General features: G+C 54.3%; 26 protein-coding genes and 1 pseudogene. 10 read left to right on the forward strand and 17 right to left on the reverse strand.

Annotated elements, in window-relative coordinates; translation table 11 throughout:
• Positions 1 to 94: 94 nt before the first annotated feature.
• The 3 genes and pseudogenes from RA27_RS24765 to RA27_RS19240 all read left to right on the forward strand — a co-directional run.
• Positions 95 to 354, forward strand: a pseudogene (locus tag RA27_RS24765) (integrase); the annotation flags it as partial.
• A 321-nt stretch (positions 355 to 675) separates the two neighbouring features.
• The gene (locus RA27_RS19235) at positions 676 to 1,515 is read left to right on the forward strand and encodes a DMT family transporter (RefSeq protein WP_206540010.1); all 840 of its coding nucleotides are present in this window, start codon (positions 676 to 678) and stop codon (positions 1,513 to 1,515) included.
• Positions 1,516 to 1,565: 50 nt separating this feature from the next.
• Positions 1,566 to 1,865 (forward strand): glutathione S-transferase N-terminal domain-containing protein, encoded by a 300-nt coding sequence (locus tag RA27_RS19240; RefSeq protein WP_052265389.1) that lies wholly within the window; start codon positions 1,566 to 1,568, stop codon positions 1,863 to 1,865.
• A 382-nt stretch (positions 1,866 to 2,247) separates the two neighbouring features.
• On the opposite strand, the gene RA27_RS19245 is transcribed toward RA27_RS19240, so the two are convergent.
• From RA27_RS19245 to RA27_RS19265, 6 genes are all read right to left on the reverse strand, one after another.
• Complete coding sequence (locus RA27_RS19245) at positions 2,248 to 2,838, reverse strand: TetR/AcrR family transcriptional regulator (protein ID WP_039542909.1); 591 nt, start codon at positions 2,836 to 2,838, stop codon at positions 2,248 to 2,250.
• Between the two features lie 509 nt (positions 2,839 to 3,347).
• Positions 3,348 to 4,463 carry a mechanosensitive ion channel family protein gene (locus RA27_RS19250; RefSeq protein ID WP_082025198.1) on the reverse strand — a complete coding sequence of 372 codons (1,116 nt, stop codon included), beginning with the start codon at positions 4,461 to 4,463 and terminating at the stop codon, positions 3,348 to 3,350.
• Positions 4,464 to 4,761: 298 nt separating this feature from the next.
• Positions 4,762 to 4,920, reverse strand: a complete 159-nt coding sequence (locus RA27_RS24465; protein ID WP_193746548.1) for a hypothetical protein — start codon at positions 4,918 to 4,920, stop codon at positions 4,762 to 4,764.
• Between the two features lie 148 nt (positions 4,921 to 5,068).
• Entirely contained in the window at positions 5,069 to 5,197 is a 129-nt protein-coding gene (locus tag RA27_RS24910; RefSeq protein WP_255353540.1) for a hypothetical protein, read from the reverse strand.
• An 88-nt stretch (positions 5,198 to 5,285) separates the two neighbouring features.
• Positions 5,286 to 5,681 carry a VOC family protein gene (locus RA27_RS19260; RefSeq protein WP_039542911.1) on the reverse strand — a complete coding sequence of 132 codons (396 nt, stop codon included), beginning with the start codon at positions 5,679 to 5,681 and terminating at the stop codon, positions 5,286 to 5,288.
• Between the two features lie 47 nt (positions 5,682 to 5,728).
• Positions 5,729 to 6,217 (reverse strand): MarR family transcriptional regulator, encoded by a 489-nt coding sequence (locus tag RA27_RS19265; protein ID WP_039542913.1) that lies wholly within the window; start codon positions 6,215 to 6,217, stop codon positions 5,729 to 5,731.
• Positions 6,218 to 6,297: 80 nt separating this feature from the next.
• On the opposite strand from RA27_RS19265, the gene RA27_RS19270 reads away from it, so the two are divergent.
• Genes RA27_RS19270 through RA27_RS19285 form a run of 3 tightly spaced genes read left to right on the forward strand, consistent with a single transcriptional unit; the run spans position 6,298 to position 8,236 of the window.
• A complete protein-coding gene (locus RA27_RS19270; RefSeq protein ID WP_039543209.1) occupies positions 6,298 to 6,666 on the forward strand; it encodes an antibiotic biosynthesis monooxygenase family protein in 369 nt (122 codons plus the stop codon).
• 38 nt (positions 6,667 to 6,704) lie between these two features.
• Positions 6,705 to 7,790: a CDGSH iron-sulfur domain-containing protein gene (locus RA27_RS23810; protein ID WP_082025199.1), complete on the forward strand. Its 1,086-nt coding sequence runs from the start codon at positions 6,705 to 6,707 to the stop codon at positions 7,788 to 7,790.
• Positions 7,790 to 8,236: a DUF1772 domain-containing protein gene (locus RA27_RS19285; RefSeq protein ID WP_039542915.1), complete on the forward strand. Its 447-nt coding sequence runs from the start codon at positions 7,790 to 7,792 to the stop codon at positions 8,234 to 8,236. The genes RA27_RS23810 and RA27_RS19285 overlap by 1 nt, the downstream gene beginning before the upstream one ends.
• Before the next feature lie 145 nt (positions 8,237 to 8,381).
• Here the strand turns inward: RA27_RS19285 and RA27_RS19290 are convergent, their stop codons facing one another.
• The 5 genes from RA27_RS19290 to RA27_RS19305 all read right to left on the reverse strand — a co-directional run bounded on the left by RA27_RS19290 (position 8,382) and on the right by RA27_RS19305 (position 12,845).
• Complete coding sequence (locus tag RA27_RS19290) at positions 8,382 to 9,401, reverse strand: hypothetical protein (protein WP_052265393.1); 1,020 nt, start codon at positions 9,399 to 9,401, stop codon at positions 8,382 to 8,384.
• On the reverse strand, positions 9,398 to 9,574 hold the full coding sequence (locus RA27_RS24470; RefSeq protein WP_193746549.1) for a hypothetical protein: 177 nt from the start codon (positions 9,572 to 9,574) through the stop codon (positions 9,398 to 9,400). Before RA27_RS24470 ends, RA27_RS19290 begins: the two co-directional genes overlap by 4 nt.
• A gap of 99 nt (positions 9,575 to 9,673) precedes the next feature.
• On the reverse strand, positions 9,674 to 10,738 hold the full coding sequence (locus RA27_RS19295) for an ArsO family NAD(P)H-dependent flavin-containing monooxygenase (protein ID WP_206540008.1): 1,065 nt from the start codon (positions 10,736 to 10,738) through the stop codon (positions 9,674 to 9,676).
• Between the two features lie 14 nt (positions 10,739 to 10,752).
• Positions 10,753 to 11,793: a PLP-dependent cysteine synthase family protein gene (locus RA27_RS19300; protein WP_039542917.1), complete on the reverse strand. Its 1,041-nt coding sequence runs from the start codon at positions 11,791 to 11,793 to the stop codon at positions 10,753 to 10,755.
• 122 nt (positions 11,794 to 11,915) lie between these two features.
• Positions 11,916 to 12,845: a permease gene (locus tag RA27_RS19305; protein ID WP_039542918.1), complete on the reverse strand. Its 930-nt coding sequence runs from the start codon at positions 12,843 to 12,845 to the stop codon at positions 11,916 to 11,918.
• A gap of 106 nt (positions 12,846 to 12,951) precedes the next feature.
• On the opposite strand from RA27_RS19305, the gene RA27_RS19310 reads away from it, so the two are divergent.
• On the forward strand, positions 12,952 to 13,269 hold the full coding sequence (locus RA27_RS19310; protein ID WP_039542919.1) for a helix-turn-helix domain-containing protein: 318 nt from the start codon (positions 12,952 to 12,954) through the stop codon (positions 13,267 to 13,269).
• Between the two features lie 129 nt (positions 13,270 to 13,398).
• On the opposite strand, the gene RA27_RS19315 is transcribed toward RA27_RS19310, so the two are convergent.
• A complete protein-coding gene (locus RA27_RS19315) occupies positions 13,399 to 13,899 on the reverse strand; it encodes a LuxR C-terminal-related transcriptional regulator (RefSeq protein ID WP_052265394.1) in 501 nt (166 codons plus the stop codon).
• A gap of 280 nt (positions 13,900 to 14,179) precedes the next feature.
• Here RA27_RS19315 and RA27_RS19320 point away from each other — a divergent pair, with 280 nt between their 5' ends.
• Positions 14,180 to 16,033, forward strand: a complete 1,854-nt coding sequence (locus RA27_RS19320; RefSeq protein WP_052265395.1) for an NAD(P)/FAD-dependent oxidoreductase — start codon at positions 14,180 to 14,182, stop codon at positions 16,031 to 16,033.
• Positions 16,034 to 16,335: 302 nt separating this feature from the next.
• On the opposite strand, the gene RA27_RS23295 is transcribed toward RA27_RS19320, so the two are convergent.
• Positions 16,336 to 19,962 carry a Calx-beta domain-containing protein gene (locus RA27_RS23295; RefSeq protein WP_052265396.1) on the reverse strand — a complete coding sequence of 1,209 codons (3,627 nt, stop codon included), beginning with the start codon at positions 19,960 to 19,962 and terminating at the stop codon, positions 16,336 to 16,338.
• Entirely contained in the window at positions 19,959 to 22,016 is a 2,058-nt protein-coding gene (locus RA27_RS19330; RefSeq protein WP_039542921.1) for a calcium-binding protein, read from the reverse strand. Before RA27_RS19330 ends, RA27_RS23295 begins: the two co-directional genes overlap by 4 nt.
• On the opposite strand from RA27_RS19330, the gene RA27_RS19335 reads away from it, so the two are divergent.
• On the forward strand, positions 21,981 to 23,315 hold the full coding sequence (locus tag RA27_RS19335; protein WP_152610749.1) for a hypothetical protein: 1,335 nt from the start codon (positions 21,981 to 21,983) through the stop codon (positions 23,313 to 23,315). The genes RA27_RS19330 and RA27_RS19335 overlap by 36 nt on opposite strands.
• A 129-nt stretch (positions 23,316 to 23,444) precedes the next feature.
• Here the strand turns inward: RA27_RS19335 and RA27_RS24475 are convergent, their stop codons facing one another.
• Complete coding sequence (locus tag RA27_RS24475) at positions 23,445 to 23,882, reverse strand: hypothetical protein (RefSeq protein WP_193746550.1); 438 nt, start codon at positions 23,880 to 23,882, stop codon at positions 23,445 to 23,447.
• 360 nt (positions 23,883 to 24,242) lie between these two features.
• Between RA27_RS24475 and RA27_RS19340 the strand changes: the two genes are divergently transcribed.
• Positions 24,243 to 25,166 carry a site-specific DNA-methyltransferase gene (locus RA27_RS19340; protein ID WP_206540009.1) on the forward strand — a complete coding sequence of 308 codons (924 nt, stop codon included), beginning with the start codon at positions 24,243 to 24,245 and terminating at the stop codon, positions 25,164 to 25,166.
• Here the strand turns inward: RA27_RS19340 and RA27_RS19345 are convergent.
• Both RA27_RS19345 and RA27_RS19350 read right to left on the reverse strand, forming a co-directional pair.
• Positions 25,163 to 25,834: a hypothetical protein gene (locus tag RA27_RS19345; protein WP_039542923.1), complete on the reverse strand. Its 672-nt coding sequence runs from the start codon at positions 25,832 to 25,834 to the stop codon at positions 25,163 to 25,165. The two genes, RA27_RS19340 and RA27_RS19345, sit on opposite strands and share 4 nt — an antisense overlap.
• 256 nt (positions 25,835 to 26,090) lie before the next feature.
• Positions 26,091 to 26,528, reverse strand: a complete 438-nt coding sequence (locus RA27_RS19350; RefSeq protein WP_082025202.1) for a nuclear transport factor 2 family protein — start codon at positions 26,526 to 26,528, stop codon at positions 26,091 to 26,093.
• Positions 26,529 to 26,536 lie beyond the last annotated feature (8 nt).

Consider the following 26,536-nt stretch of genomic DNA (forward strand, 5'->3'; position numbering starts at 1 on the left):
CGGAGCCCTGGACATACGCCAGTGCCTGACCGACCATAGAGTTCGAGGAGGTATCGTTGCGGTCGATACCGACCGCTGACGGCGGGGTCGCCAAAGCAGGTTTCACGACCGCCCACATATCTGAACGCGCCAATACGGCTGGTGCGAGATTGGTTGGCCGCCATCGGGCTGGAACCCAGCGGATACGGCACTCATTCGTTCCGCCGGACCAAGGCGGCGGAGATTTACCGCAAAACCGGAAATCTCAGAGCAGTTCACCTCCTGCTAGGATACACAAAGGTTGACAGCACCGCCATATATCTTGGGGTCGAACTCGAAGATGCACCGAGCATTGCTAAGCAAATCGACATTTGAACCACGTTGGCGGACGGCATCTGCCGTTCGCCAATCCGGACCGGACTTAAGGTTGCGCTGCAGAAGTTGACCGGACTGTGTCCATTCTTCCGGATGCTGCGGACCTTTTGAACGGCTGCAGTTGTGGTCACACTTTCTGCAAATCTCCATATCATACTATTGAGTATGATTATTGTTGACTGATATGTCGAATCCCCATAGTCATACTAGAAAGTATGATTATGGGGCCGCTTATAGTTGGTTCCCTTTGCAACACCGAAGGGTTTGACAATGCCTGAAACAACAATCGCCCAACCAAATCGAAGCCACCGGCTAAAGGGGATGGTAATTGCGCTCGTCGGAGCCGCTCTGATGAGTCTGGATCCGGTTTTTATCCGGTTTTCCGGGGTCAACGAGCTTGAAACAACGTTCCTTTTTGGCCTGTTTACAGCAATCTCCATGTCCGTCGTGATCCGGTTGAATGACAAACGCGGTCTGCTCAAAGTCCTACTTGAAAGCGGATGGCCCCTGCTGGTGGCGGGTGTTCTGATGCTAGGCAGCAGCACTGGTCTGGTGTTTGCCATCAAGAATACTTCTGTCGTTAACACATTCCTGATTCTCAGTTCCTTGCCAGCCGTCGCCGCACTGTTCAGCTGGATTTTCCTGCGTGAAAAAGTTTCCAAGCAAACCATGTTTGCGATTGTCGGCGTTATTCTTGGCATAGGTGTGGTCGTGTCTGGCTCTGGTGCCGATGGTACCAGCAGCTTGTACGGTGACATGCTTGCCATGTTTTCGGTTGCTGTTCTTGCGCTGATGCTGACCCTGCTTCGCAAATTTCCAGACGTCAGCCGTATAGGCGTTGTGGGTTTTGGCGGATTCCTCGTCGCCGTCGTGATGATATTCTTCACTGAGCCGTCTACGTTCAGCCTGAACACTTGGCTGATCATGGGTGCAATGGGTCTGTTCACAGCACCGTTTGGCCGAGTCCTGTCGATGGTCGCTACGCGCTATGCTACGGCTGCGGAAGTGTCGATGACGCTGATGCTTGAAACCGTTCTGGCACCGATCTGGGCCTATATCTTCTTTACCGAAGTTCCTGGTGCAAACAGCTTGATTGGCGGAGCTATCCTTCTGATTACGATCATTGGGTACACCCTGCATTTGACTAAGGAAGAAAGCTAAGGACGGAGGCGAAAGCCCCGCTTCCCAACATAGCTCACAAAGAGGCAACAATGACGAAGACTAAAACCGTGGGCTATGATCTTTACCCATTCCACCAGCCATCTAAAATCACGCTCAACGAAAAAAGTGCCGCTTTTACGGTCACCTATATCGAGCCAGATGATAATCCCGGGTGGGTAGTTAAGGTCTCATCCCGAGGGGCAACACCGTTCTTGCTGGTGGATGGTGAAGCGCTTCTCGAATCTGTTGCTTTGAACGAATTCGTGAATGGGGTGACCGAGGGCGACCTTCACCTTGAAGACGCGCTCCAGAAGGCCCAAAAACCGCATGTGGGTCAGCCACAGCCATGAACTACTCGATCATGTCTTCGAGTTGGAGACTGCGGATGACCACGCAGTTTATGAGGACGAAAAAGGAAAACTAAGGACCACGCTCCTTGCTTTGAACAAGGAGATTGGCGGAAATCCCTTCGTTGATGGTAGTGAGTTTTGTTTGATCGACTGAGCCTTTGCCCCGTTCTTAGGACCATCGCTATATTGGATAATCAGTTTTCAACCGGTCTGCTCGATGGGCTCGCAAATGTTGAAAGATGGTCGAGTAACATCCTCAACAGGCCATCAGTTCTGGTGTCAGTCGTTGATGGCTTCGATAAAAATCTGGTGCGAAGATTGTAGCTAGTGGGGCACTTCTGAGCCGACGATATAGAAGCGCGGCGGCTTGAACGGTGAAAGTTCAGAGTTCTTTCAGGTTGGCGAGCAACAACTGCGTTGCGGTCTCCGCGAGCCGGACGACTTGTTGGTCGTCCGGTTTACCTCTTCCAAATAGGACGTCATCTCGGAACGCTGACAGCACCGAAAAAAATATAAGCATTGCTTCGTCGGGGTTAGTCGCAGAGAGACGGTCTTTTAGGAAGCTCGATAGGGCCGCATGTGTTTCGTCTGGAGCGGCCAAGAAGAATGTCTCAACTATTTCGGGCGACTTGGCGCTTTCGGCGACGAGCAGTCGGAAAATATGTAGCGGTTCGTCCTCAATATGCCACCGGATAAATCCCTGAGCGAAGCCAACCAGTGCCTCGTGCGTGTCAGGATGCTCAAGGTTGCGGAGGAAATCTGCATGGCTTGATTGTCCAAGAAAACGGATGGTCGCTTCAAAAAGCTCTATCTTAGAAGGGAAATAGCGGTACACAGTCTGTTTGGTGACTTCAGCGAGTGACGCAATTCTATCCATGTTAGCCGCTTCATAGCCTGCCGACAAAAATTCATCGCGCGCTGCGTTCAATATTGAAAGGCGTTTCGCTGCTCTCTTGTCATCCATTTTACCCATGTCGAAGTGCCTACTCCAAAAACCATCCCAATCAGGATGAGACTTTTGTCTTAAGTTCGCATGAGATTATACATACTGAATAGTATGATCAACGGAAAGGCAGATGGCAGACTTAAGATTTATCTGCAACGTCGAGACACCTTACACAAGGTTGGAGGATTGCCCGAACAATGTTCGGCCGGACGGACCTGAGTGCGAGATTGTACTTGAGCCAAAGTTCGCGCAGGGGATTTCTGGTCCGCGCGAGGGTCAATCGGTCTTGGTTCGAAGGTATGGACCGCACGCCAGTGACACAAATGCGGTGTAAGAGCGACCATTCGTGCCGGCCTCAGCGAGATTTCATCGGGCAATGAGCAATACTCGAACAGATCGCGAATTCGCTGCGTCGTCACCTATGTCCGGATTCGATGGTCATGCGGCGGATCAATGCCGCTGGTAGGAGCCGAAGAACTTTTCCATCTTCAGCGCACCAAAGGAGATCTCTCCGGGCATCCAAGCTATGAATTCGCTCACTCCGACGGATTGATAATCTCCGGTGGGTCGACCTGCTGCAGGTAGACCGATCTTGCTGGGAACGCGAAACCCGATCCGGCCCCTTTCACGATGGGGATCATGGCAAGGGCGAAGTCCTCTTTGATGGCCAGCCAATCGGCCCAGACGGTGGTTTTGGTGAAGCAGTAGATCATCAGGTTGATCGAGCTTTCCCCAAACGAGTCGATGCGTACGAACAGCGACGCTTCTGGTGGCTGACAGATGCGCCGGTCATTCTGCAGCCAATGTTCCACGCCTTCACGGATTTCTTTCAGTTGGTCCGGTGCCGTGCCGTACTCCAGCCCCACCATCCAGTTGATCCGGCGGTACGTCATCCGTGAGAAGTTGGTCATTGCGTTGTCTGCCAGCAGCGAATTTGGCACATAGACCGGGCTCAGATCGAAGCGTCTGATCCGCGTCGATCGGAAGTCGATGCGCTCAACGGTTCCCTCGACAACACCATCCACCTTGATCCACTCGCCGGGCCTGAACCGCTTTTCAGTCATAATCAGAACGCCGGAAATCAGGTTGCTGAACAGATCCTTTGCCGCCAGACCCACGGCAATTCCGAACACCCCAAGACTGCCGATCAGCGGTGCAATCGGGACGTTCCACATCTCCAGGATAATCGCAGCTCCACAAGCGGTAATCAGTGCCTGAATACTGCGTCTGAGCCATTCCTTTGGCGCATCGTCAAGCACCATATTCATTCGGCGTAAAGCTGGGTCGACATTTCCGCCAAGGCGCGCAAGCGCCCAGAAGATCATCGCGACGAGAAGAGATTTCAGAACCAACCCAGCGACGTCAGATGCTTGCCCCTTCAGGTGCAGCACATGTGCCGCAAAATACACCCCAAGTATAATTGGAGTCGCCCTCAAAGGAGGCATCACAGCGCGGGCCACCGGGCCAGTGCGCGCATGGGTGTCGCCTATGTGATGGCGGGATATTCGGCGTAACACCGGCCGGACCAGTGCACTAATGACTAAGGTCAAAGCAACGATGAGACAGGCCTGAAGATACTCCAGAAACGTGATGCCTAAATAGGATTTAGCCAGGAATGTGTTCAGGTCAGAGATCAGAGTTTGCTGGTCCAATATCGTGTTCGCTCTTTTTGTAGCCTTGAATCACCGTGCTCGTTTGTTGGCATACCAGCGTGCGCCTGGTAACGCACTGGTGCCGCGCAGTAATGCACTGATCCAAACGGCATTCATTGCCAGTTGCAGGATCGGGTTCGCGTATTCATGGTCGATTTTGTCCACGAGCAGAAGCGCAAAAGTGCGGTTGCCAGCTCGCGCGGGCCGAACCATCCGAAAAACCGTCGTATTATTCCGCTTGCGTCGGTCCCAAGCAACGATAGCCATACCGCCAATGGCCTGACAAGGAAAAGCGATATCAGGATGATCGCCAGCGATTGCAGGCCAAATGCGGCAGTGCCTCGGGCACAAGAACCAGCCCCATGGCGAAGAATGCGATCCACGCTAGCCCTTTGCCTTCCGCTTCGGTGAATTCGAACAAAAAGGCGCAACGCCCTTTGAGAACGCTTCCAAACAACAGGCCTCCGAGAAATGTGGCAATGAACCCGTTGTCGCCGATGGCGCTTGCGCAAAGATAGCATAGGCCGCCGCTGCAAGCGTGCCAACGCCTTCCAATACCTGCGAGGTGAGTTGTCTGTTACGCGCTGCGCTCATCAGCGCTGCGGCTATCGCACCAACCGCAACGCCGAAGCCGAGAAACAGCATAGCGCAGTCAGGATCGTCCGATCCAGCCTGTCGGCCAGCATGGCATAGGCGAATATGAGAACGGAAAGGAGGGGTATTCCAATGGTCAAGCTGAGCCTCCTTCCTAATGCCGATTCACAGCCACGCTATAAACACATCGCCCAGGCCGCAAATTGCCCGGTTGCGAAACGCGCACGCTTATCCGGCGTCTTTCATCTCGATAAGCTGAATAAGGTTCCCACAGGTGTCATCAAAAACCGCCATCAGAACCGGCCCCGCATCCATCGGCTCGCGCACAAACACGACCCCCAGATCGACCAGCCTTTTCCACTCGGCATCAAGATTTTGCACCTGAAACGAGTGCGCCGGAATGCCGTCAGTCACGAGGGCGTCCTTAAATGGCTTAACCGCTGGATGATCGCTTGGCTCAAGCAGCAATTCGGTGCCGTCAGGGTCTTGCTCTGACACTACCGTCAACCAGCGGTTTTCGCCCAGGGGGATGTTGTTTTTAACCCGGAACCCAAGGATGTCAGTATAGAATGTCTCTGCCTTGTCTTGGTCGTCGACAAAGATTGTCGTCACGTAAATCTTCATACTCTGTGTCCCTTTGCACCGTCGCGGTTCACACAACAGATCGCGCGTCAAGAGTGGCCTGTGCCATCGTCCTGCACCATCAACCCGTTTTCAAGCCGCGATTTGAGGCGGCCAATGACCTTCTTGGTGATTTCGACGTCGCCCGGCGACAGCCCTTCCGAGAGCCCATTCACCCACGGGATTTGTAGCGCCATTGCTGCCTGGAACAGATCTTGCCCCTTCGCGGTCAAGATCACCAGATGCGCCCGTTTATGGTGCGGGTTGGGCTCAAACGCGACAATCCCGTCTTTCTTCAACTCATTGACAATACGCTGCACACCCTGGCGGTGAACCCCCATGGTGCGTGCGTGCCACGCCACGGATTCAGGGCGTTCCGCATAAGCGATGGCTCCAAGCACCTGCCAGCGGGCACTGGTCAGCCCAAGCTCGGCCACAAGCCGATCACCGGCCAAAAGCAATCGCCCGTTCAGTCGAAACACATCCAGAATAAGCGTGGTCACGGCTTCACCCGCCTCCGTCCATTGACCGTTTGGCACATCATCTCCATTTATGTTGACAACATATTGTCGTCATGACAATTATGCACCGATTGGATTCGTCTTTCAAGGAGCAAAAAATGGTCACCGTCAAACCTCTCGATCCCGAATTTCCGATCCAGCAGCAGCTTGGCATCGATGCCGGGCCCGTGGTTCTGGTGAATCTGTTCACCGTTGATCCGGGCGATCAGGGCGCGCTGGAAGAAGCCTGGCGCAGCGATGCGCTTTGGATGAAGAAGCAGCCGGGTTACATCAGCACACAGCTGCACAAAGCCATTGGCGAAAGCAGCATGTATCTGAACTACGCCATCTGGGATTCCGTTGCTGACTTCCGCGCGGCATTCGCAAATCCGGAGTTTCAGAACGAGCTCAGCCATTACCCGTCAAGCGCTGTCACCGCACCGCATCTCTTTGAAAAGGTTGCGATTGCAAACTTCTGCACAGCCTGAACGCGCCGAAACACTTAGCGAACCCAAGGGGCATAGCCATGAAGACACGTATCCACGCCATTGCGGGCGGCATCGGCTTTCTGATGATCCTGATGTTCTGGACATCCACGATCATCACCGAGCTTTTCACCAGTCATGAGACCATTGCTGCAACAAAAGCAATGATCCTGCGGGGGATGTGGATACTCATCCCGGCCATGGCGATTGCCGGGGCCTCAGGCATGGCCATGGGTCGAAAGCGGACGGACCCGCTGGCGATGGCAAAGAAGAAACGTATGCCGCTCATTGCGGCGAATGGCATCCTGATCCTTGTCCCCTGTGCCTTTTTCCTGGCTGGAAGAGCCGCCGCCGGCCAATTTGATGGAGTGTTCTACGCGGTGCAGGGCTTGGAGCTGATCGCGGGCGCTGCCAACCTGACCATGATGGGCCTCAACATCCGCGACGGCCTGACCATGACCGGTAGAATCGGGACGGGTGCGGTCGCTGCCGCTACAGCACCTACCGACAAACATACCCCTGTGATCGAGGAACGTCCTTCTGGTCCTCTCGTGGCCAAGGCCATTCCACGCCTTACGGGTGCCAATGGCGCGATGGAGGCGCAACCGGTCATGGCGCTGTGCCGGTGTGGAGCATCCAGGAACAAACCGTTTTGCGACGGCACACACAGTGAGATTGGTTTCACCTCCGACCCATCACCGGACCGCACACCGGACAAGGTGCGGGTCTACGAGGGTGAGAACATCAACATCCACTACAACCGCTTGCTCTGCTCGCACGCTGCCGAATGCGGGGCGCGTCTGAAACCCGTCTTCGACAGCAGTCGGAAACCCTGGATTGAGCCGGATAATGCCACCCCGAAAGAGATCAAGGATGTCATCCGTGCCTGCCCTTCAGGTGCTCTTTCGTTCAGCGAACCCGGAGGAACTGTGCAACAACTGGTTGACGGCGAACCGGGCATCACGATTGAACCAAACGGTCCTTATCGAGTGACCGAAATCCCGCTCGCTTCGGGCGTCCACGCGGAAGGTGCATCGCCTGACAAGTATGTTCTGTGCCGCTGCGGTGCCTCAAAAAACAAGCCTTTCTGCGACGGGTCTCATGCCGACATAGGGTGGTCAGACTGATGCTGAAGTCGATGTTCAACATATTGGCAATCTGTGGCTCTGCCGGATTTGCAGGGGTAATGCTGTGCATCGGCGTCACCCTGGGTGGTTACTGGCGGAGCTTGCCGTCTTCGGACTTTCTAAGCTGGTTCGCTGCGAACAATCACTTTATCTCAAACACGATCCCAATCATCGTCGCGCCAACCCTGATTGGTCTTGTGGGATCGATTTGGATCGCTTGGGGCACGCCCAACGCATCGCTGTGGATCGCCAGCGGTGTGTGTATGGCGATCGTTATTATCCTGACCGGCGCCTATTTTGTTCCAGCGAACAGTGCTTTTGCAGGCGGTGCGATGCCTGTCGACGAGGTTGCTGGCAAGCTCGCGCAATGGATAAAGGTTCACTATGCTCGGATCGCATTTGCGATGATTGCAGCGGCACTTGGGGTTATAGCGGTCGCGAAATAGCTCAGACTACTGGATCAAACAGACGTTGGCTTTAACCTGGCCAACGCCCGTTGCCACAATCGGGATCAGGGCTAATGCCTGAACCACCCGACCTGAAATAATGTGAATGTCCACCCGAAGGTCTTGAGAAGGGTGGTCCATTTTTTCACATTTTCGGCCCTGTTCGCACATTCGTTTGACGATGAATTGCCAACCAGCACACACCGATCAGCGCAAGTGCAAGACAAACCTGCCCAACGATGTCGATCGGCTCAGTCTTGATGCCCATTGCTGACTTGCCGTCCACAACAAACCGCCACAGCCCAAACCACGTATAGGTCAGAACGGCGCCGGTCGCGGCGGCAACGATGTGTGTGGCGTTCCAGCTTGCTTGTCTCGACCAGAAAGAGAGGAAGAAGAGCGCAATCACGTCGATACCCAGAAAAACCGCGAGCCCGATAGATGAGTTGATTTTGTGATCAGGTGCATAGTGGAACCAAATCATGAAGGCAGACGAAAGCGCGAACGCAAATACAATCACCATCCAGGTTTTTGATCCATGGTCATCGGTGTTGCTGGGTTCGGCGAAGCCAGGTTTACGCACAATGCGAAATGCCAGAAACGTCAGGATCAGGATAAGAACCACAACCGAGCCGTATTGCAACGGCGACGATACAAACTTGTATCGTTCAATAGTCGATGCAGTTGTCCCGGCCAGTCCCAGCAAGGCAAGCAACCCGGTCCCGGCCAGCAGCGGTCGATTCAGCCACGGTTCGCGCGCCCGCTCTCCGGCAAACCCTTCGGCAATGGCGATCGGGGTGCTGATGCTCCAGACCGTGTGCAGAGTCAGAATGAAAGCAGCATAGTTGAACGACGTTCCGAGGGCTTCCACGTAGCCATATTTCAACAGGTCCGCACCGGCGAAATGAGGGTTGAAGAGTGTCTGATTGACCAATCCTTCGTAGATGAGCCCGCAAACAAGCGCCATCACCAGCATACTGACCCATCCGCGTCCAGAACGTCGAACCAGTTCACGAACAAACAACGCCAGTGCGCCGTACAAAGGGATAAAAATTCCAAGGTAGGCAAATTGCCTGACATTGAAATCACCCAGAAGAAATTCGGCGATCAGCGGTGAAATGATCAGCAAAAGCAGCGCCGGTGCAAATCGTTGCAAGATGCTCATTTCCGGCTCCTCAGAGTGATAAGCGCGAAGGTTGCAATCGTAACGATCACGAACAGCTTTGTCGCGGCGCTTGTGGAACTTTCAACCGAACTGCCCAGTAACGAGGAGATGAGGATGAACAATCCACCGGAAAGCAGACCCGCGGCGATAGATGTGATGATACGACGAAGCATGAGAATCCTGTTACATTTTCTGGGTTTGACTGAATCAAAGTGAGATTCGTGACTTTTGCAAGTGGCGGTAGGCATAGATCGTAGCGTTGAACGGAGTCGCTATGCTTCCGTCTCAAGGGCCTTCTGTATTTCACGGGCGGTCGTTCGGGCCGTCTTTTGCACGCCAAAGATCGTGGCCGAGGCGTAGCCGGTCCAGCCTCCATAGCCGACGAGCCAAAGATTGGGATCTTCGACACAGCGCGTCCCTTCTGTTTTGATGCGGCCATCGACGGTCATGCCGAGTTCTGAAAGGTGATCAAGGTTCGCTCGGAATCCAGTGCACCAGATCATCGCATCAAATGGCGTTTTGCTCCCATCATTCCAGATCACGCCCCGGTCATAGAACTCCTGAAAAGGCCGGACGGAATGCAGAACATCGCGTGTTCTGGCCTCTCGCACAGATTCAACCATCACCACATTGTTCAGAGAGACCTTTTCAGCTCCGTCCTGATCGAGCTCACCTGTTTCTGCGGTTTGCAGAAATTTCTGCGTGGCTTTGTCAAACAGATACCGACCGTCAACTTCATCGGGCATGAAATGAGGTTCGGACAGCGTCACCCAGGTTGTATCAGCCACTTTGGAAACCTCAGCCAGAACCTGCGCTCCCGAGTTCCCGGCACCAACTATCGCTACACGCTGATCCTTGAAGGGATCATTGGTTCGATAATCGACCGAGTGCAATTGCGGGCCATGAAACAAATCCCGGCCGGCATAATCCGGAATGAACGGGTTTTGAGCGGTGCCGGTCGCGCTCACCACGGTTTTTGCGTGGTAAACACCCTTGTCGGTGTCAATGTCATAGGCAGCTCCATTCCGGCGAACAGAGTTCACCCTTACAGGGCGCTCGATCTGAAACCCGTAGCGTTTTTCATATTTCGAGAGGTAGTCAATGAACTCGTTCTTGTGCGGGTATTCCTGATCGCCTTTGGGCATCTGCCAGCCGGGAATCGAGCTATATTCGGTCGGCGAAAACAGGCGCAAACTGTCCCAGGTGCGCTGCCACGCTCCACCGGGCTTGGGCTGATCATCCAAAATGATGAAGTTCACCCCAGCACGACGCAGATGGTAGGCCGTTGCAAGGCCAGCCTGGCCTCCGCCAATGATGATTGTATCAAAGATAGTCACTTTTAATTCCATCCTCAGCACCAGCGGTTCAGTTGATCGGAGTAGGGCGTGATGTCACCCAAGTTCTCCGCCACCCAATCGGGATTGTAGTAAGTGTCGAGATATCGGGTTCCGCTATCGCAAAGCAGGGTGACGATTGAGGCATCCTGTTTTTGCCTCATCAGTTGTTCGGCAAGTTGTAGCGCACCCCACAGGTTCGTACCGGTCGAGGCCCCGGCTTTACGACCGATCAGCCGTTCGAGCCAGTGGATGGTAGCGACGCTGGCGAGATCCGGCACCTGCATCATTTTATCGATCACATCTGGCTGAAACGACTTTTCGACCCGTGGTCGTCCGATGCCTTCGATCCGGCTGGATGCCTGTATCGTAAGATCCGGGTCCTTCCGGGTATAGCCATCGTAGAAAACGGAATTTTCCGGATCGACCACCACCAGCTGAGTATCGTGGCCTTGATAACGGATATAGCGACCAAGCGTTGCAGACGTGCCCCCGGTACCGGCGCTCATGACAATAGAATGCGGAATCGGATGAGGCTCCAGTTTCATCTGCGCGAAGATGCTTTCGGCGATGTTGTTGTTGCCGCGCCAGTCGGTTGCGCGCTCGGCGTATTTGAACTGATCCATGAAATAGCCGCCGGTTTCCGCCGCGAGCTTCACTGCGGCACCATGCATATCGGTGGCCTTATCAACAAAGTGGCACTTGCCACTATAGAGCGCGATTTCGTCGATTTTCCGTTGAGCGGTGCTGCGTGGCATCACTGCGATGAAGGGCAGCCCAATCATCTGGGCAAAATAGGCCTCAGACACCGCAGTGCTGCCCGATGAGGCCTCGATGATCGTTGTCGTATCCGTCAATTTTCCATTGCAAAGAGCATAAAGAAACAATGAGCGGGCCAGACGGTGTTTCAGGCTACCAGTCGGGTGGGTGCTTTCGTCCTTGAGGTAGATGTCGACATGTTTGAGCCTTGGAATAGAGAGCTTGAACAAATGCGTGTCTGCAGAGCGCTGGCTGTCAGCCTCGATCTTTCTAAGCGATTCCGAAATCCAGTTTGACATTTCAAAGCCTTTCTCATGTGCTTCGCCATCTATCCCAGTGACGGTCTTGGTTCGATTGACCAGTTCGTCATCTGTTCGACGCTAGGAATTCCCGGAGGCAGAACCTCCGGGACCTTTGTCTGTCATGCACCCAAAGGTGTCAGGGCGTAAAGGAAGCCTGCGCTGACGGCCATGGTAAGGATGACCACAAGGAAGGCGATGATCATCGGCATCTTGAAGATCGAGCGCAGCAGGATCACTTCGGTCAGGCTGGCCCCGGCAGAACCGATGATCAGGGCCATAACCGCGCCAAGCGACATTCCTTTTGCAACCAATGCGGCGCTCAGCGGGATCACCGCTTCGGCCCGGATGTAGAGCGGGATGCCAATGACCGCTGCGATGGGGATCGAAAGCAGATTATCCTGACCTGCATATTCGCTGACCAGATCAGTAGGCATGAAACCATAGATCATTGAGCCGATGGCTATGCCGATCAGAAGGTAGGGCAGTACGCCCTTGAAGTCCTTCCACGTCGATTTCCAGATTCTGACCCACTTGTTCTCAACCGGTGCGGAAGCACCTGAGCAGGATGAGGCGCAGCTGGTGGTCTCAGGTATGACATAGGCTTCTTCCTTAACGTGTTTTTCGAATCCAATCATGTCCAGCACGACACCCGCCACGACCGACACCATGAGTGCGATCAGGAAGTAAACCAGAGTGACCTTGATGCCGAAAGTGATGGCAAACAGGCCGATGATGACCGGGTTCAGCAACGGACTGGAGAACAGGAAGGTCAGCATTGGGCCAAACCCGGCTCTGGCGCGCAGAAGACCTTTGAGAAAGGGAATCGTCGAGCAGGAGCAGAATGGGGTGATCGCGCCCATCAGGGCCGCCACGATATAACCCTTACCTTTCCGCGCGCTGAGAATGGCCTGAATCTTGGCGGGCGGAATGTATTCCTGCAGCACGCCAACGCCGTAGCTGATGAGCAGGAACAGAAGGGTCAATTCCGTCGCAAGGAACAGGAACATTCCAGCGGCATCTTGAATGCTTGTAGGCAGTGTAATCGACATTGTCGATCTCCATTACGATATTACCAATAAAGCAGTAATATGGAATCAACCCCCTTGCGTCAAGACATTACCGGTATTATCGTAATGAAAGTGAAGGAGACGCGCTATGGATGTAGATGATGCAGCGTTGGTTCTGAAAGAACTCGGCCACCCGCACAGGCTAAGAATTTTCAAGCGCTTGGTGAAGTCGGGCTTTGATGGCCTGCCTGTCGGAACCCTAAGAGATGAGCTTGATATCCCAAACTCTTCCATGACCCATCATGTAGCGAGCCTCGTGAAAGCTGGATTGATCATACAGGAACGCGACGGGCGAACGCTGCGCTGCGTCCCACAATATCCCCGGTTGTGGAACGTCATTTCATTCCTTGAAAGCGAATGCTGTTTGGAGTGTGAGAGCACATCCGCTGGCGATGAAATTTTGTGAGCTAGGCGTCAGGCAGCGGGAAGTAGCGCTCGATTCTACGGCATCTCTTACATCTTATTTGTTCAAGTTAGGCGTGGCGGAGGGCTTTGAACCCAAGTGTCCAGAAAAGTCTTACCGCGCATTTCTAATTCAGCCTGTGTCAATTCCATGTACGACAGAGTTTCCCCCGGTGAGGTCTTCGACCAGCGCACTCAACAACTGGGATTTATTGCCATACCCTGATTTCCGGTAGACTTGGGCTGCCTGCGCCTTGACCGTTCCCTCGGCAGTGTCACGAATATTGGCGATTTCGCTGTGGGAGCAACCCTTGAGGATCAGGATGAATACCTCTTTTTCTGCAGCGGAAAGCGCCCAGTTCCGGGCATAATCGTCAAGCGTTGCGCTGATCGCAGCGGTTGATGCCTTAAGTCGCGCATCCATGTTGTGCATTTTTCGACGCATCAGCAACAACTCGTAAGCAAGCACGATACCGGCAAGCGCGTTCAAATAGGCCCATGGATATTCCCAGAACTCATTTGCCGCATCCCGCCAAGCGCCACCAGCAGCCCAGGCAAGTTCACCAAGCAGATCAAGAAGCGCATATAGCGCCAGATAGGAGGCGGCAATGATGAAGCGACGGCGCACTTGCATGAGCGTTCTCCTCCGTGTGAGACATAAACCAAGGTCATATCTCATATAAACCAAAGAGGAAGCCTGCCGCCATATCACCATGCCATCCTGATGGAATCCACATTAATAATGGATATATATCAATTGCTTATATTGTTTTTTGTGCGCGCTGACCGATATCGGGACCGGGTTTGACACAGGCGTCACCTTGAATAGTTCCGTGGTGCAAAGCAACGCAGGAATGTGCACTGGATATCTCTGCGCGTCCCAAATGTGGTTTACGGGCAGAAGGAGCCTTGAGATGACTGAAGACAAACTTGGCATGACTGCACCGATCAGCCGCCGCCAATTCATCAATGGGGTGGCCGTGTCGATTGGGGCTGCAGCCACAACACCCTGGCTGGCAAAACCCGGCATGGCGGCAAGCGGGAATGCCGCTTATCCGCCTGCTCTGACCGGGATGCGCGGTTCACATCCGGGCTCGTTCGAGGTCATGCACCGGATTGGCCGCGACGGCGAAGATGCACCCCAAACGGACAAGATCAGCGGCAAATACGATCTGGTCGTGGTGGGGGCGGGTCTGAGCGGTCTTGCGGCGGCGCGCAAGTACCAGCGCGACCATCCGCAGGCACGTATTCTGATCCTGGATAACCATGACGACTTTGGTGGCCACGCCAAGCGGAATGAGTTTACGGTCAACGGTCATTTCCTGATTGGCTATGGTGGAAGCCAGACCCTTGAAAACCCGCAGGAGTTTGAAAGCGAGGTGATGGATTGCCTCAGGGATATCGGTATCGATATTGACCGGTTTGAAACGGCCTATGATCGAGGGTTCTACGAACGACTGGGTATGCAAACCCGGATGTTCGCCGAACAGATAGGTACCGAAAAAGACGTTCATTTTCCCTTTACCGTGGCGAGTGGAGGCGGACGCCGCGAGAAACCAACCCCCGCGCAGATCGACGCCTTGCCGTTGACAGCCGAAGATCGGGCGAAACTCAAAGAACTCATGCTGTCACCGCCGGATTATCTGAATGATGTCTCTGACAAGCAGGAGATTCTCGAAGGGACGCCCTATACCGACTACTTGCGCGACTATTGTGGCCTGTCGGAAACCCTGATCAGCCTCTTTCGCCAGTCCACCAACGGAGGGTTTGCTGTTGCCCCTGATCTGGTGCCAGCGGGCGCAGCCTGGCTTTATAGCGGGCTGCCAGGCTTTGCCGGGCTGAAACTGGGCATAGCTGGTTGGTTCATCGACCGGCCCGAGGATTCCGAAGGCGAACCCGAGACTTATATCCACCACTTCCCGGATGGGAATGCCTCGGTTGCCCGGCTTCTGGTGCGCAAGATGATCCCCGGATGTGCCCCAGGCAACACAATGGATGATATCGTTCTGGCGCGGTTTGACTACGACAAGTTGGACTTGCCCGAAAATAAAGTGCGGCTGCGTCTGGATAGCACTATGGTGAACGTCCGGCCCGGAGATGAGGACAATCCGGCGAAAGTCACTTATGTGCACGGCGGTGAAACCTATGCGGTAGAGGCGCGCCATTGCATCATGGCCTGCTACAATATGGCGATCCCCTATCTGATCCCGGAAATGGAAGAGGCACAGGCTGAGGCGCTCGCCTCCAATGTCAAAGCCCCGCTGGTCTACACCAATGTTGCCCTGACCAACTGGCGCGCCTTTCACAAGCTGGGTGCCAGTGCGCTTTATTGCCCGGATGGGTTTCACGCCGAACTCATGCTGGATTTCCCCGTCTCGATGGGGGGATACGAGTTCTCGCGCAACCCGGATGAACCCATAGTCCTGCACATGGAGTACTGTCCTGCCCTATACGGAGAGGATCTGGATATGGTCGATCGCTTCCGGATGGGTCGCTATGAACTTCTGGAGCTGACTTTCGAAGAAATCGAAAGACGCACGCGCGAGCAATTGAACCGCATACTTGGACCCTACGGGTTTGATGCGGCCAGCGATATTGCCGCGATCACGGTCAACCGCTGGCCCCATGGCTATGCAGGTGGTCAGCATCACGGGGTGGCGAGACAAACCATCGGCAACGTGGCAATCGCAAACTCCGATGCCTCCGGCCAGGCAATGGCCGAAGCTGCGATATTAATGGCGTATCGGGCGGTCGATGAGCTGTCTTAGTGCTTGCAACCCGGTAGTACTCTGGCAGGCCCAGCCAGTTGCCGAGAACGCAATTCAATAACCCGCGCAGAGGATTTCTTACCTGTCAGCACCGCGGCGCACAAACGAGATTGCGGACAATGATCCGTTTTGGGGCAACTAGTGAACTGCATTGCTACCTGCCATTGGTACTTGGACCGATCACCCAAAAACGGGCAAATCAAACTTCCTCTCGCATCTAGAGTAATTTTAGACGCGAGAGGATCGGATCAAGTGCAATTCGCAGAAAATAGGCAGCTTGTGTTTCCTCTATTCAAGGCAAGTCAGGCGAGCGCAAAGTTGAATTCATCTGCTTGCAGGCGTGTAAATTCGATAGCGTCCACACTGAACTCTGTATTTCCTTCGGCCGCGATGTAAACCTCGTCAAAGGTTTCGCCATCAGCAAGCTCATAGGTCAGTCTGCCATCCACAATCTGGGCTACTGTGGCATCGACCAATTCACCGTCGTCGAAGAACTGTAGTTTCACCTGGTCGCCGCGGCGGACTGAGGCAAATTCGAACTCGACGTCGATTGCGTCACCAAAGCCACCGCTGCCATCAAGTGCGAATCTCAGCGTCTCTTCGTCATCCACCCGGCGGGCTTCCGGGCGCCAGAAGCGATCACCGAACAGTGAATAGACACCTAGCCCAACGCCAGCAGTGGTGATGAAATCAAAGCCCCACTTCTCGCCATCATCAGACGAAATGGTAAGGCCCCCACCTTTCACAGTGATCTCATCCTGAATATACCCCAAGCGCTGTGAAGATTGTTTCTCATCATCTACCGAATAGATCAGTTTGTCGCGCCAGCGGCCTTCGACGATCTCATAACGTGTTTCGACGGTTTCCATCGCTGGGGCCATCACGTCATCATCCAGAATGTCGACGGTGGTTGAACCGTTGATAATCGCCGCATCACCCGAAATCAGGTCGAAGCTGAAGGTGACATCCTCGTTGGATTCAACATCAGTATCACCCAGAACTCCAATTTCGACAATGCCCGCCGACTGACCAGCAGCCAAGGTCAGTTGCCCCGGCATCGCCCCCGTCAGATCCTCTGCATCGGCGCTGCCACCGAAGCTATAGGCAATCTCGACTTCTTCGCTCAGATCTCCGGTGCGATAGATTGTGAATACCAGGCTTTGAACGCCATCCTGCCCTTCGACAATTTCGGTTTCCGAGGCCAGAACACCAAGCGCCGAGGTTATCTCGGGCGCGTCTGTAACTTCGGCCATAGCGCTGGGTGCCGCGACCGTTTGAGCCGAGGCTATAGCAGTCTCTACGTCGCCTGTTGCGATCGCGTCAAAGATCGCGGCTTCGCGTAGTATCGGATCGTCGATACCGGCCACCGCCTCTTCGATTATCGCGCGCAGTTCGTCCGGGATTGCGTCCATGGACAACTCACCAACCGGGAAGCTGAGATCGGTAAAGTTGTCTGTGCTTTCTCCGGGCGCGTAGGTGAACAGAGATGTAGCATCGCTGATCCGCCACGCATCGGCATAGACACCATACAGATCATCAAAGCTGATCGGCTGTGTCAGCACTGTGCCGTCAGGCAGCGCCAGATCGTTCGAGCTGTCGCCATCACCGTTGCCCAGCAATCCGCGAACCTCTCGACCTTCTGCAAGGAAAACAGAAGCGTTCAGGAAGCCTTCGAATAAATCGACGCGCAATTGCTCACCAGTGGCATAAACAACAGTGATCGCCTCACCATCAAAGTAGACTTCACCATCTCCGACCGAAAGGCCACCAACCGCATCACCGGGGTCGACCGATACTCCGTCGATTGTCAGCAATGCTGGCGTACCGGCTTCGATCATCACCGCGACACCGCCAAGCCGCGTCGCAATAGCCTCGGTCTGGCTTGCGATGTCACTGCCGGGAACTGCCTGATAGCGAACCTGAACAAGCAGATCAGCGCCGGATGTGGCCTCGATCAGGGTAAATTCGCCGACGGCCTGGAAATCGTATCCGAGACCATCGAGCGTCACGATATGCGGGTCGCCGTAAGACCACGCACCTGCGCCAGCCGGGACTTCGCCGGGAACGCCGTCGTCATTGCGAATGCTGCCGGTTGCTTCGCGCACGCCGATATCGAGACCTGCAGGCCAACTTGCGTCGGTCTGGATCGCCGCGATCACATTGTCATGCAATTCGGCAACATCGTCGGCAACGATTTCGACATCAAAGGTGACGCTGCTGGCCCCTGCCGGGATCGTTACCGTGCCCGATTGCGGCAGTCCGCCGACAAGATCATCCGCCTCGGCACCCAGCACCCCTTCAGCGGTGCGGATGGTGTAAGGTACGGTGATTTCATCCGAGGTATCGCCGGTACGCGAGACGGTGAAGGTCAGAATGCCGCTGTCTTCTTGTGCATTCTCACCCGTGATGTCGACCGTCGCGGGCTCATCATCATTCAGAATGCGCACGAATGTCTGGCTTCCGGCAAGCTCGGCAGGAACCGCCCCGTCAGAACCGGGATTCGAGAGGGTCAGAGACAGAGCCTCTTCCCCTTCAATCGCCGTGTCCCCGGCAACCTGAATCGTGAAGGTCGCCTCGCGCTGACCCGGTAGGAAGGTAACGGTTTGCGGTACTCCTAGCGGTGTCACCACATCCGACCCATCGGCCGGTGTTACACCGCTACCCGCCAGTGTTACGTCCACCGTTGCAGTTGAGAATATGTCGCCGCTGCGGCGAAGGGTCATTGTCCCTTCGCTTATTCCAGGGTCACCTTCCGTGATCGCCAGCCCAAAGCTGCCCGCACTGTCAACAGAAATCACTGCCGGCTGCGGCCCGCCAACAGGACCGCCTTCGGAGTTGACAGGACCGGAATACCCGTTGCTCAGGGTCATCGTGGCGTCGGCTGCACCGTCTCCGTCAATATCAATACGCAGTTCGTCACCAACAATCGTCGCATCGGCACCGATCAAATTGAAGTCGTCGTCGTAGACAGCAATGCGATCTTCGAAGGCAAAGTCGGTGATTAAGTCACCGTCAAGCTCAGCAATGCGCCCACCGATCAGGTCGGACCCAGCGCCGCCGGTAACGGTATCAATACCGAAGCCCGCGAATATCTCGTCATCGCCGCCACGCCCATCGATACTGTCGGCCCCGTCGAGCCCGATCAGAACATTCGCTTCGTCGCTGCCGTCAAGCGTATCGTCCTGATCTGTCGAGATCACTTGCTCAATGCTGGTGAAGGTTTCGTCATTGCCGAACCCATCCGTTGCGGTACCGGCTGCAAGGTCAACGGTCACACCGGCCAGCCCCCCGCGATTGTCGTCGAAGGTAAAGCTCAGCCGATCCTGACCCGTGCCGCCTGTATAACTGTCGACTCCATCAAGACCCTGATAAATGGCGATTTCCTGATCGCCGCCGATGAAGGTATCGTCGCCGCTTGTGCCCCGCGCAGCTTCGATATTCACGAACGTGTCGGTCCCGGCAAAATCGCCTGTCGCGGTTCCGGTCGAAAAATCAACGGTGACAGACGTTTCATCGTCAGTGTCGTAGATCAGCCAGTCGCGATCACCACCGCGGCCATCGATAAAGTCGTCTCCGGGTGAAGTAAAAAACTCCTGCCGCTCGTCTGCATCATCGCCCAGCAGAGTGTCGTCACCATTGCCGCCACCGATGTTGCGGATATTGGTGAACGTATCGACGTCACCACCCGCCAGTTCGGTTGTTCCCAGTGCGGTGTCGATTGTCAGAGATTCTCCGGCACCGAAATACTTGATACTGAAGAAGCCTTCTGTTCCCCCGATGATCGTGTCTGATCCTAGACCCGGGTTTGCGCTGCCGCCAACACCGAAGAAAGTGATCTCGTCATTGCCGTCGCCGCCTTCGGCAAAATCATCGTCTCCGCGTGCAAAAATTATATCGTTGCCACTATCACCGCTGAGCGAGTTGTTCACGCCGCCGAAACGTCAATCGTATCGCCGCCATCGAAACCGCTTAGTCTGTTGCGATTGCCGTCCCCGACAATCGTGTCGTCAAATCGCGACCCGCGAATCCGTTCGATATTGGAATAAGTATCTGTATCGCCATAGGTATCCGTTCCGAATCCGGCTGCCAGGCTTACGTCGATTCCAATTTCAAGCGAGCCCAGTTCAGCAGCGTCGCGGCGATAGTCGACTTCGTCGTTGTCACCCGCGCCACCATCGAAATCATCATCACCACCAAAGCCGCGGAACCTCTGCCTTCCTTCTGCGCCGATAAACGTATCATCGTTATTTGTTCCCCGGACACGTTCGATGTCGGAAAAGGTATCCGTTCCACCTTCATAGTCGATCACAGTGCCTTCTTGTTCACCTGTAAAGGTTGCAATAATTCCGCCGGTCGTTCCGCTTTCGATGCTCGTGAAAATATATGACAGCTCGTCAAAGTCATCCGACGGACCGATATCGCCACCCGAGACAGTATCGTTACCAGTGCCCGGCTGCAGGAAATCGTCACCCGCGCCGCCGTCGATTATGTCATCGCCATCGCCGCCGGATAGATCATCGTTGCCATCGCCACCGGTTATGTCGTCGTTGCCATCGTTCCCGTCGATATTGTCATTGCCGCCACGTCCCTCAAGGGTATCGTCGCCATCCATGCCCCTAAGGCGGTTATCCTCATCGTCACCAAAAATGGTATCGCCAAACCGAGTTCCATTGACCTCTTCGACAGATGTCAGCGAGTCTGTGTCACCCCAGCCGTCGATAGCTGTTCCCGCAGCCAGATCAACGCTGACTCCCTGAAAGATTGCACCGGCACTGTCGCCGCCATCGTCCTCATAATCAATGGCGTCAAAGCCGACCGAACCGATATAGGTATCGTTGCCTGAACCGGCACCGAAGAAATGACCTTCCGCATCGGCATCTTGCGACGCAACGACAAGGTCGTCGCCTGCGCGATCGAAGGAGTATGATCCGCCTGCGCCGACATAGATGATGTCATCCCATTCCGAACCGTGAAACGCTTCGACATCTACCAGGGTATCCGTACCAAATCCGCGCTTGTCGGTGGTAAAGGCGGCTACACCGTCTTGTTCTGTGTCGGTGTTGTTGATCGTGACGCCCGACGTAAATCCCCAGAAATCATAGAATACGACATCCAGCCCGTCCCCACCATCAACCGTGTCATCGCCATAGCCAGGGGCGAAACTGTCATCACCAGCACCGCCTCGCAGAATATCGTTTCCAGTGACTTCAAAATCGTCGCCTTCAAGGTAGTCGTTCCCATCGCTCCCGTCGATTGTATCGTTGCCGGCGCCGCCCTGCAGAAAATCATCCCCGCCACGGCCATCAATCGTGTCATCACCATCATTGCCCGAGAGGTTATTGTTCCCATCATCTCCCAGAATTATATCACCGAACCGGGTTCCACTGACATCTTCGATCGACGTCAGCGAGTCGGTATCTCCCCAGCCATCAATCGCCGTGCCAGCGGCCAGATCGACTTGCGCTCCCTGCGTGGTTGCCCCACTGCCATCAAAACCATCGCTGAAATAGTCAACAATATCCTGATTGACGGTTCCGACATACGTGTCGTTCCCACTGCCCGCAGCAAAGAAGTGGGAGCCAGTCGCGTTAGGGTTTTGCGAAGCGATAACGGTATCGTCACCTGCGCGATCAAAGGTGCTGGTCCCGCCCAGACCACCGACATAAATTGTATCGTCGTTGTCGCGGCCATGGAAGTTTTCGACATCAACCAATGTGTCGGTACCGCTTGGTCCCTTGTTGACCGTGAAAGCGAGCACGCTGCCAATCGCGGTGTCAGTGTTGTTTATGAAAACGCCGTTGGGAAAAAACTGGAAATCATAAAATACTGTATCGTTGTCGGCCCCACCGTCCAACACATCATTGCCTGAACTCGCGATTAGCCAGTCGTCGCCAGCGAAACCGAAATATTCATCATCTGTTGCAGTACCACTAAGCAGAAACCCCTCTTGATCGTCTCCCGGCGTCCCGTTGATGATAGGCATAAATTTTCCCCCCAAAAATATGACTGGTTTTGTTTTTCTCGTGTGAAGTTCAACGAGAAAAACAAAAGTCTAAAAGGACGCTCATCAACTGTGAAACACTGCAGAGTTGCGAGTCATCACCCAAATGGGTTTGAAATTCACATATTTTTTGTTGTGTTAGTTATCGCTATGGGTGCCGAAATTGAACTCGAACAAGTTCTAAATACAATTCGAAGGGCCGCCTTGGAGCCCGAGCTTTGGACCAAAGTACAATCCGAAACAGCCGCTTATTTGGGTGCTCCGGTCTCGCAAATTGCTGTCGCAGAACATACAGGTGACAGGAATTTCATAAGTCACACGCTAAATCTGCCGGAATTGGACCAGGCGCTTCCCGAATGGGCACCTCAGTCCGAAATCGTAACCCATGCCGCCTCTAACCGGAACTGGCGATATATTGTGGATTATGACTATATCGACGAAGCGGGCATGGCACGGAGCCCCTTTTATGCATTCAATGACGAATACGACATCCGGTACAGGTTGGTTTTGCGCTTGCTGGACACACCTGACAGGTCTGAAGTTATGCTTTGGGCGTGGCCCCAAAAACTTGGCCACCCGCAATCCGAGCATCTTGAACGCCTAAGTCACATTCAGGAAGCGTTGCGAACATCAGCCTATGTCTGTGACGCACGATATCATTCTGACTCTGAAAACACGGAAATCGAGCAAATTCTTGAAGGTTTCCTGTGTCCGGCGATGGTTGTTGATGGGCAGGGACAGTTGATCGGTGCGAATTCCATTGCTAAGCGTCATCTTGGAATAAATTGGGGATTGACGCTGGAGAACAATGTTCTTGTGCCCCTCATGTTGGAATCCCGCACACCCTTCAAATGTCTGATCGCAGATTGTAGCAAGCAAGCGGCGCATGGCAGGCCAAGTGAAATGGCTTCCAGTCTTATGCTTGAAATGCCGCAGTTGTCAGACAAAATGATAGTTCGCGCGCTGCCGCTTGCAACGCGCCAGCATTTTCTGCACTCCGCACGCCATCAGGTGCTCCTGTTGGCAACTTCGACCTCCCCTTTAGAGTTCTCCATTGAAAGCGTCGCGCACGTTTATGGCTTGACCCTTGCGGAGACGGAAGTCTTGTCACTATTTCTTTCAGCGTCCTCAATACCCGAAATTTCTTCATTGCGCGGTGTGTCAAACGAAACAGTTCGACGACAGATGAAAGCTATCATGTCCAAGGTGGGCGTATCTCGGCAAGCGGAACTGGTACTAGCGATTACGTCAATCTCAAATGGTTTTTCGATAGCGCCATGAGACGTTTGTTGGTGGACGGATTCATTGTTTAAAAAATGTTGTGGATTTGTTGCTTGATGAAGCGCAAAGGTTTTTTAGTCAGCTTGCATTGATTGTGACCTGCTCCCCTGAAATGTCCTCGACTTGAGGTTAGTCTGTTCTCCAACTGAGGAGACAGACGATAAAGAGAAGCCGTTTCAGGCAGCTCTGCATCGCTATCCTGATTGTTTTGCTGATCCATGAATCAATGTGCCTTTCGTGATTCAAGCGTGCTTTTTGTAAACGGCGGCAGATGCGTTGCGCTTGGTATGAACTTCGCTGGGTATGATGTGTTTGACGATACGGATGGCACCTGTTTTGTCCTTGGCCTTCACGGGAACGGTCCCCATAGCCTTTGTCATCTCGCAGGACTAACGCGCCTTGGTTTTCAAGATGCGTCCGTGCCGCCTCCGGTGTCAGCGTCGGGTCATTGAAAGTTGCCTCACGAACCACGTGGATGCTGGTAAGGTAGGAATGCGCGCCCTTGAACGCTTCGACCGCTGGGGCGACAAACACCGCAGTGTCGTCATCCACGCCGTCGAGGCGCATCACGGTGTCGGGGTGTAAGTCGGCGCTCACTGCCGTGTTAATACCGGTTGCATTTTGTCCTCGGATAATGAGTAGAACTTACGCTTGTCTTTGCGGCGAGGGGTTTTCGCAAATAGGTCCGATAGGATTTTCTATTTCGATCAATTGGTTGCATCAACTCAACATGGTGTTGACGGGCTGACCACACATCAAACGGTCTGGTTGACCACGACCTTACCATGTGGTCAGAAGAGATAGGTTGGCATCTCCACCGCCCCGGCAGGCGCAACAGAACGGAGGGCGTTGCAAATTTGGGTCTAGGCCCACGGCGCGCTCACTGCTACCATCAGATCAAAACGTGAACAAAGAGCGGAGCGAGCAGTGCATCAGCGAACCAAGGATCTATTTTCGAACGGTGAAGAAGCTGTTGTGCCCACACAATGCAAGGAGCACGCAACGAAGCTGCCCGACTTCAATATTGCAGAATTCGTTGAGGGGGATGGTGAGCCGTTCTTCGTGTCATCGCACGGCGCTTTGTTCGACGGGGACTGCACTGCCTTTCTGCGGCGGATCAAGAGCGAGGCTATCGACACTGTATTCGCTGATCCTCCGTTCAATCTCGACAAAAAATATGGTGCAAAGTCGAACGATAAGTTGCCCGAGGCGAAGTATGTAGCATGGTGCAAGGAATGGTTGGACGAGTGCATACGTGTGCTAAAGCCAGGTGGCTCACTGTTCGTCTATAACTTGCCTCGCTGGAACATTGTTCTGGGCGCATTCCTGATGGAACAGGGTATGATGTTTCGCCACGACATAACGGTTGAAATTAAGTCATCGCTACCCATCGCCGGCCGCCTGTATCCAGCTCACTATTCGCTGTTGTACTTCACGAAAGGTAAGCCCAAGACCTTCCGCAAGATCCGTACCCCCATTGAAACGTGTCGTCACTGCGGTGGCGAAATAAAGGACTACGGCGGCCACCGCCACGCAATGAATCCGCTAGGCGTGAACCTGAAGGATGTTTGGACCGATATTCCCCCCGTTCGGCATTGGAAATTCAAGTCAAAGGATAGGCCCGCCAATGCACTCTCCACCAAGCTACTTGACCGTGTGGTGGAAATTAGCACGCTTGAAGGTGACATCGTGGTCGACCCCTTTGGTGGATCGGGAACCACGTTTGCGGTGTGCGAAAAGAAGAACCGATATTGGATCGGCAGCGAGCTCGACTTTTCTCAGCAGATCAAGGAGCGGCTGCTAGACAGGGAGATCGCACACCACGCAAACACGGATCACGTGGAAGGCTAGCCCTTGTTTACGAGGGCGGCGAGCATCGCCTCTTTTGCACGCCCATCCTTGCCCTTCGGTATTCGGGGCACATCAGTGCTTTCGCCGTCCTGCTCGATGACCACGAGTTCAAGGACACCTTCTGCGACACTGAGGTTTTCCCAAAGCGGGATATAGGGGCGGATTTCTTCGATGTTCCCAACCCGGTCGGTGAGATACTGCGCCAACTGCATGTTAGGAATGATCAACACGCCTGCGACGCACTTCTGCGTGACCAAACCGAGAGCCATTTTGTTGATTGCACGGTGGGACGAACTGACGTTGCCAGTCTCCCATTCCACGACAACCAAACCCTGATCGAACTGCTTAGCCGCGTCAATGTCACCCGGGCGCGCGCCCTTCTTTCGGCCTTTGGCCGTCGTGCCAGTCTTGGTGGCAACGCCCCACTTGTATTCGAGCGTCCATCCATTGTCTTTCAAGACCTTCATGGGCATAGCCTTGATCGGCACAACGCCATTGCCCTGACCAGACTTTTTGCCGCTTTCGGGATATATAGTGAATGCTCCCGACCCCACGGGCCATTCGGCTTTCGTAATGGCGTCGTGAATCTCATCTCGGATCTGCGCCCATTGAGGGGATGCAGCAAACGCACCTCGGTTTAGGAGAACAACTGTTTCTATAATTTTCATGGGCCTGCCTTTCGTGGCTCGACCTTATGTCGTCACCCTTGTCAAGAGAACGATTCTTTGCTGCGTTGGCATCGCGCTCCAACAACGCACCCGGCGGCGGGTCTTACGCACACCTTGCCGCCCGCGATCACCACATGACATCTTTAGTGAGGCAGCGTATGTAAGCGCCTATATCCTCGGCATTAGCGCGGGATCGCTACGCGGAGGTCGTGAGTTATCGCGGGGGCGGCGAGTAGAGTCAGAATGGCGGCTCGGATCATGCTGCACGCTCCTGTGCCATGGCAGGGAGGTTGCTGTTGCCATCAAGGAATTTGAACGTGAACGTGTTGCCGGAGAGCTTCCATCCGCCGTCATTCACCAAAGTTAGGACATAGCTGCCATAGACGATCCATAGCTCACCGCCTTCAGCCCCCGCGATATGGTGGGTCGCGGTAACATAGGCGCGGACGGTTGCTGAATTGCCGTTCTGCGTGATGTCTAAGGGGCCAAGTTGGTGGTGCGTGTGGTCAAAGCCTGGCAGCATTGCTTGCCAGCCAGTCAGAATATCGGACGGTGCAAGTTCAGCGCCTTCTGGCGCGCCAAAACTGGAATAGTCCAGATAGAACGGGTTGGTCATAAGGGCTTCGGCCTCGTCCCAATCGCGTCCATCCACTGCGGCAAAGAAACGCTGCACGGTGTTGCTGATGTCTTGCATTGTGTCTT

It is taken from the genome of Ruegeria sp. ANG-R (assembly GCF_000813985.1).
GTDB lineage: Bacteria > Pseudomonadota > Alphaproteobacteria > Rhodobacterales > Rhodobacteraceae > Ruegeria.

Excerpts from the sequence above, each read along its gene's own strand:
- RA27_RS19235 (WP_206540010.1), top strand. The coding sequence starts at position 676 with ATGGTAATTGCGCTCGTCGGAGCCGCTCTGATGAGTCTGGATCCGGTT.
- RA27_RS19240 (WP_052265389.1), top strand. The coding sequence starts at position 1,566 with ATGACGAAGACTAAAACCGTGGGCTATGATCTTTACCCATTCCACCAG.
- RA27_RS19245 (WP_039542909.1), bottom strand. The coding sequence starts at position 2,838 with ATGGGTAAAATGGATGACAAGAGAGCAGCGAAACGCCTTTCAATATTG.
- RA27_RS19260 (WP_039542911.1), bottom strand. The coding sequence starts at position 5,681 with ATGAAGATTTACGTGACGACAATCTTTGTCGACGACCAAGACAAGGCA.
- RA27_RS19270 (WP_039543209.1), top strand. The coding sequence starts at position 6,298 with ATGGTCACCGTCAAACCTCTCGATCCCGAATTTCCGATCCAGCAGCAG.
- RA27_RS23810 (WP_082025199.1), top strand. The coding sequence starts at position 6,705 with ATGAAGACACGTATCCACGCCATTGCGGGCGGCATCGGCTTTCTGATG.
- RA27_RS19285 (WP_039542915.1), top strand. The coding sequence starts at position 7,790 with ATGCTGAAGTCGATGTTCAACATATTGGCAATCTGTGGCTCTGCCGGA.
- RA27_RS19290 (WP_052265393.1), bottom strand. The coding sequence starts at position 9,401 with ATGAGCATCTTGCAACGATTTGCACCGGCGCTGCTTTTGCTGATCATT.
- RA27_RS24470 (WP_193746549.1), bottom strand. The coding sequence starts at position 9,574 with ATGCTTCGTCGTATCATCACATCTATCGCCGCGGGTCTGCTTTCCGGT.
- RA27_RS19300 (WP_039542917.1), bottom strand. The coding sequence starts at position 11,793 with ATGTCAAACTGGATTTCGGAATCGCTTAGAAAGATCGAGGCTGACAGC.
- RA27_RS19305 (WP_039542918.1), bottom strand. The coding sequence starts at position 12,845 with ATGTCGATTACACTGCCTACAAGCATTCAAGATGCCGCTGGAATGTTC.
- RA27_RS19310 (WP_039542919.1), top strand. The coding sequence starts at position 12,952 with ATGGATGTAGATGATGCAGCGTTGGTTCTGAAAGAACTCGGCCACCCG.
- RA27_RS19315 (WP_052265394.1), bottom strand. The coding sequence starts at position 13,899 with ATGCAAGTGCGCCGTCGCTTCATCATTGCCGCCTCCTATCTGGCGCTA.
- RA27_RS19320 (WP_052265395.1), top strand. The coding sequence starts at position 14,180 with ATGACTGAAGACAAACTTGGCATGACTGCACCGATCAGCCGCCGCCAA.
- RA27_RS19330 (WP_039542921.1), bottom strand. The coding sequence starts at position 22,016 with ATGCCTATCATCAACGGGACGCCGGGAGACGATCAAGAGGGGTTTCTG.
- RA27_RS24475 (WP_193746550.1), bottom strand. The coding sequence starts at position 23,882 with ATGCGCCTCGACGGCGTGGATGACGACACTGCGGTGTTTGTCGCCCCA.
- RA27_RS19345 (WP_039542923.1), bottom strand. The coding sequence starts at position 25,834 with ATGAAAATTATAGAAACAGTTGTTCTCCTAAACCGAGGTGCGTTTGCT.
- RA27_RS19350 (WP_082025202.1), bottom strand. The coding sequence starts at position 26,528 with ATGCAAGACATCAGCAACACCGTGCAGCGTTTCTTTGCCGCAGTGGAT.